Annotated in this window: 1 protein-coding gene; it reads right to left on the reverse strand. The window is 63.5% G+C overall.

Going from position 1 to position 6483, the window contains the following annotated elements:
• Positions 1-6483, reverse strand: a 6483-nt coding sequence (locus tag BUB23_RS26265; RefSeq protein WP_143161152.1) for a non-ribosomal peptide synthetase, incomplete at both ends; no start/stop codon positions are given.

Genomic DNA, 6483 nt, shown 5'->3' on the forward strand with positions numbered 1-6483 from the left:
TGGTGCATCGACACCAGCAGCACATGCTCTGCCTCGGCCAGCCTGATCACCTCGATCCTCAGCAGCGGGCCCTTCGTCAGGTCGAAGGGCCGGCGGCCGAATGTCTCCGCCACGTATCGCAGCCGCGCGGACGGATCGCCATCGTCCGTCACATCCGTGAACGCATAGTCGTATGGCAGCGAATCGTGGATGACCTGCACCGCTGTGCCCTCGTCGCGCTGCTCGAAGGTCGTGCGCAGCGATTCGTGCCGCTGGACCAGGACATCAAAGCTCGCGCGCACCGCCGCGACATCCAGCCCGCCCTGGAACCGAAGTCCCCCGGCAATGTGATACGCGCTGCCCTGCGGCTGCAGGTTCCACAGGAACCACTGACGCTGCTGCGCATATGACAGCGGCACGGCCTGCCGCTCGCCCTGCGGGATGACCGGAATCTGCGTCCGTTCCCTGCCCCCGCTATGGAGCACTGCAGCCAACGCTTGCAGGGCCTGATGCTCGAACAACTGCCGAACCGCCATCGGTATCCCGGCTTGCTGTGCACCGGAGACCACCTTCAGGCTCAGGATGGAATCTCCACCGAGCTCGAAGAAGTTGTCGTGCCGGCCCACCCGCTCGACCCCCAGCACGTCCTGCCAGATCGTGGCCAGGGCCGCTTCCACGTCGCCTTGCGGCGGTTCGTAGCCCTGCGATGCGAACTCCGGCGCCGGCAGCGCCTTGCGGTCCACCTTGCCGTTCACGGTCAGTGGCAGCGACGGCAACACCATGATCGCTGACGGCACCATATAGTCCGGCACCGTCGTGCTGACACGAACTCGGAGCGTAGCGGGGTCGAGCACCTCTCCAGCCTGCGCCGTCACATAGCCCACCAGCCGCGCCCCGCCGGGGCCCTCCTGCGCCGTGACGATCACCTCGCGCACCCCGGGCTGCGCCTGCAACTGCGCTTCCACCTCGCCCAGCTCGATGCGGAAGCCCCGGATCTTCACCTGGTGGTCGAACCGACCTAGATATTCAAGCTCGCCGTCCGCGCTCCACCGCGCCAAGTCACCCGTGCGGTACAGCCGGCCGCCCGCCTCGTCGAACGGATCGGGCACGAACCGTTCTGCCGTCAACCCCGCCCGGTCCAGGTAGCCCCGCGCCAGCCCATCACCCGCCACGTGCAGCTCGCCCGGCACACCCACTGGCAAGAGGTGCCCGCCGCCGTCGAGCACATAGAGACCCAGGTCCGGGATCGCCTTGCCCACCGGGCTGCACTGACCCGCCAGATCCGCCCGCGTGATCGGTCGGTACGTCACATGCACCGTCGTCTCGGTGATTCCGTACATGTTCACCAACCGTGGAGCTGCATCACCGTAGTGCTCGACCCACGGCCCCAGCGTCTGCGGATCCAGCGCCTCGCCGCCGAAGATCACCATCCGCAGCGACAGACCACCCTCGTACACCCCAGGCGCCTGCATCAGTTGGCGGAACGCCGAGGGGGTCTGGTTCAGCACCGTCACGCCTTCGCGGCGCAGCAGCCCGAGGAACTCTTCTGGCGAGCGGCTGACCAGGTGGGGCACCACCACCAGCTTACCGCCGTGGCACAGGGCCCCGAACAGTTCCCACACCGAGAAGTCGAAGGCATAGGAGTGGAACATCGTCCACACGTCCGACGGGCCAAATGCGAACCATTCGTTGGTGGCCGCCAGCAGCCGGGCCACATTGCGATGCGTGAGCTGCGCGCCCTTGGGCCGGCCGGTCGAACCCGAGGTGTAGATCACGTAGGCCAGGTTCTCCGGGTGAACCGTCACCTCGGGATTGGTCGCCGGTTGCGTGCTGACATCGAGCCTGTCGATCTCCAGCGTCGTCATGCCGTCGGGCAGGGGCAGTGCCTGACGCAGCATCGAGTGCGTCAGCACCAGGCCCAGGCCGCTGTCGGCCATCATGTAAGCCAGGCGGTCGGCGGGGTACGAGGGGTCCAGCGGTACATAGGCGCCGCCGGCCTTGAGCACCGCCAGCAGCGCCACCACCAGTTCCACCGACCGCTCCAGCGCCACGCCCACCTTCGTCTCCGGGCCTACGTCCAGGCTGATCAGGTGATGCGCCAGGCGATTGGTTCGCTCGTTCAGCTCTCCGTAGGTCAGGGCCTCTGTACCGCATACGACAGACATAGCCTCGGGATTTCCGTGAGCCCACTCTCCATAACGTTCATGCACCAGCGTCGGTTCTGCATTTCGAGGCAAGCGTGCACCCGACTCCAGCAGCTGCGCTGTTACGACATCCGGGAGGATGTCGATGTCATTGACCCCGACGCCACTTCCTGCCTTCACCGCATTCGCTATAGCCACGACTGCATCGCGTGCGAGCTCACAAACTTGTTGTGCACTGACAGTATTGATGACCTGCGCTATCAGCTCAATTCCGCCGCCGGAGTCATTTACGTTCAGCGTGAATGGATAGTTGGACCGCTCGCGTGACTCCAAACCCACGATGCCAGCCCACGCCCCTGTTCCGTCTGCTCTGACCCGATCACCAACGTACCGATAGTTCAGTATCGATGAAAACAGGGGCGTCCCTGCCGGCACACCGCTGCAGCGAAGTGCCGACGCAAGGGGGGTATGCTCGTGTTGAAGCAGCTGTGTCAGTGCGCCATGCACCTGTCGGACGCAGGTTTCGACTCGCTGACCGTTCAACCGCACTCTAAAGGGTAGCGTATTGATAAATAGGCCAACCGCCCGCTCTGCACCATCCCCGGCGCCCATTCGCCCAAAAAGCACGGTGCCAAATACCGCATCCTGCGTCGCAGTGCTTTTGGCAACCACCAAACCCCATGCGAGATGCAAGAAGGCTGCAAGACTCACGCCAAGATGGATCGCTTGTTCCCGCAGAGTCGCAACAAGTCTTGGATCTAGCTCGATATGGGCCTCGTTTACATCGACGCCATCCGCGTTGACGTGGGACTGACCGAACGGCGCACTGGGTTCTCGCACGTCCGCAAGCATCCCCCGGAAGAAGCTCTCAGCATCGCTTCGCTGAAATTTTGAGCGTGCCCGCGCGATGAAGTTACGAAATGGAATCGGTTTCTGCAGGGCATGCTGATGCCCGGCGAAAATGAGGTTCATTTCACCGAGGAGCATATCCACCGACGTGTGATCCACAACCAGATGGTGACTGGCCAACTTCAAGAACCACATCCCTTCGTGGTCATCCTGGACCGCAATCGCACGCATCATCGGCGCGCGCCGAATATCGATGCGAAAGGTTCGAGGATCAACATAAGATGCCAGCCGCTCCACCGCTGTTCCGAGCGAAGCGCTCTCGTCGCTGCTGAGCCATTCCAATTCCAGGGTTGCCTGCCGCAAGACGACCTGCACCGGTTCGGGTAGCTCCTCCCAAAGTACAGCAGTACGCAGAGCATCATGCCGTTCGATCAAAACGTTCAAGCACTGAGCGAATTGCAGCAACTTGTCCTTGCTGCTGAAACTCAGAAGTAGTGTATGAACGTACACGTCGCCCTGAGGCTGCTCCACATGATGAAAGAGCATCCCCTCTTGCAGTGGCGCCAACGGATAAATGTCCTGAATATTTCGCGCACCACCGGGAACGCCTCTCTCTATCCGACGGAGGTCCTCATGCCGAAATTGGAGCAGGGTAAGCATCGACGGCGCAATAAGGTCGCATCCCTCGGGGATCTCTGAAAAATGTTCTGCTGCCGAGTCCCGCAGCGATGACGCCTTAATCATCGATAGGGCAAACTGAGATAGGCGAGGATGACTGAAGAGGTATCTTGCGTCTGCCTTCCAGCCACATCGCCGGATGTACTCGAGCAGTTGGATTGCGACCATCGAATGGCCGCCAAGCTCGAAGAAGTTGTCGTGCCGGCCCACCCGCTCGACCCCCAGCACTTCCTGCCAGATCGTGGCCAGGGCCTTTTCCACATCGCCTTGCGGCGGTTCGTAGCCCTGCGATGCGAACTCCGGCGCCGGCAGCGCCTTGCGGTCCACTTTGCCGTTCGGACTCAAAGGCAGAGCATCCAGCACCACGATGCCCGAAGGAACCATATAGTCCGGCAGCGCCGCGCTGACATGGGCTCGGAGCGTGGTGGTATCGAGCACCTGTCCGGCCTGCGCCGTCACATAGCCCACCAGCCGCGCCCCGCCCGGGCCCTCCTGCGCCGTCACGATCGCCTCGCGCACCCCGGGCTGTGCCTGCAACTGTGCTTCCAACTCGCCCAGCTCGATGCGGAAGCCCCGTATCTTCACCTGGTGGTCGATCCGACCCAGGTACTCCAGCGCGCCCGCATCGTTCCAGCGCGCCAGATCCCCTGTGCGGTACAGCCGGCCGCCGTCCTCCCCGTACGGATCCGGCACAAACCGCTCCGCCGTCAGACCAGGCTTGCCCTCGTAGCCGCGGCCCAGCCCCGCGCCGCCAAGGTACAACTCGCCGGGAACCCCTGGCGGCGCCAGGTTCATCGAGGCGTCCAGCACGTAGGTCTGCACATTGTCGATCGGCCGGCCGATCGGCACCACCGCGTCGCCCGCGGAACATGTCCAGTGCGTGACGTCGATCGCCGCTTCCGTCGGCCCGTACAGGTTGTACAGCCTGGCCTGCGGCAACAACGCCAGCGTCCGGTCTTGCAACGCGGCCGGCAGCGCCTCGCCGCTGCATACAATGCGATGGATCCCGATGCACTGGGCCGCTCCGTCATGCGCAACGAAGGCTTGCAGCATCGAGGGCACGAAGTGCAGCGTCGTGACCTGGTGCCGCTCGATCAGGGCCACCAGCTCGGCCGGATCGCGGTGCGCGCCCGGCGGTGCGACGGCCAGCCGGGCGCCCGCCATCAGCGGCCAGAAGAACTCCCACACCGACACGTCGAAACTGAACGGGGTCTTCTGCAGCACCGTGTCGCTACTGTCCAGGCCGTAGGCCTGTTGCATCCAGTCAAGTCGGTTCGCCAGTGCGCCGTGACGGTTGCCTGCGCCCTTGGGCCGGCCGGTCGAGCCCGAGGTGTAGATCACGTAGGCCAGGCTCTCCGGATGCACCGTCACCTCCGGGTTGCTCGCCGGCCGCGCGCTGACATCGAGCCTGTCCACCTCCAGCGCCGTCACGCCTTCGGGCAAGGGCAGCGCCTGGCGCGAAACCGAGTGCGTCAGCACCAGTTCCAGCCCGCTGTCGACCATCATGTAAGCTAGCCGCTCGGCCGGGTACGACGGATCCAACGGCACATAGGCGCCGCCCGCCTTGAGCACCGCCAAGAGCGCCACCACCAGTTCCACCGACCGCTCCAGCGCCACGCCCACCTTCGTCTCCGGACCCACGCCCAGGCCGATCAGGTGATGCGCCAGGCGGTTGGCCCGCGCGTTCAGCTCGGCATAGCTCAAGGCCGCTTCGCCGTACACCAGCGCCTGCGCGTCCGGCGCCAGCTGTGCTTGCGACTCGACCCGATCATGCACGGGTATAGGAGCTGGATACGACGCAACGGCTCGCCCCTGAGCCAGCAGCTGGTTTCTTTGAGCCACATCTAGCATGGCTAGGTCGCTGACCAAACGTACTTCACCGTGCCCCGACGCAAGTCCGCGGATCACCCCGATGTAGTGTTCTGCCAGCTGCTTGATGGTTGCCGGCGCAAACAGCTCTCGCGCGTACGCAAAGCTCACGGACAAACGGCCGTCCTGATCCTCTGCCGTATTCAAAGCCAGGTCAAACTGCGCCGCCCGCTCCGTAAGCGGATAGCTCTCGGTCACGAGCCCGCCCATGCCTACCAACACGTCTCCAGCGGTCCGCTGATGGCTATGCATGACCTGAAATAACGGCGTATGGCTTAGACTCCGCTCAGGCTTCAGCGCTTCTACCAGCACATCGAACGGCAGGTCTTGATGCGCTTGTGCGCCCACCACCCCACGTTTGACTGCCTCCAGCACCGCGTCCAGCGACATGCGACCGTCTATCTGCGTACGGATGACCTGCGTGTTCACGAAGAACCCGATCACGCCCTGCGTTTCGCCTTGGTCCCGGTTTGCATTGGGGATTCCGATCCGGATGTCAGCTTGACCGGTATACCGATGCAACAGGATCTGCAATGCCGAAAGCAGCACCATGAACGGCGTCGCCCCGTGCTTATTTGCCAACCGACGAATCCCAAGGGCTAAGTCATCTGGAACCTCAAGTGCCAGATGGGCTTCGATGTACTGACCGAGAGCCTGACGTGCGTGGTCCATGGGGAGCGCCAGAACGGGATGCTGATCGCCAAGATAGGTTCGCCAATATGTCAGTTGCCGTTCTCGCTCGCCGCTCTCAAGCCTGCTGCGTTGCCATACCCCATAGTCGACATACTGAATCGGTAGTAGAGGAAGCGCCAACGCTTGGCCATCCCGGCAAGCCCGGTACGCCCGCACAAACTCCTTGAGCAACACCTCGATGGACCAGCCATCCGACACGATGTGGTGCATCGACACCAGCAGCACATGCTCTGCCTCGGCCAGCCTGATCACCTCGATCCTCAGCAGCGGG

Origin of the sequence: Pollutimonas bauzanensis, assembly GCF_900129885.1 — a bacterium.
Classification (GTDB): domain Bacteria; phylum Pseudomonadota; class Gammaproteobacteria; order Burkholderiales; family Burkholderiaceae_B; genus Pollutimonas; species Pollutimonas bauzanensis.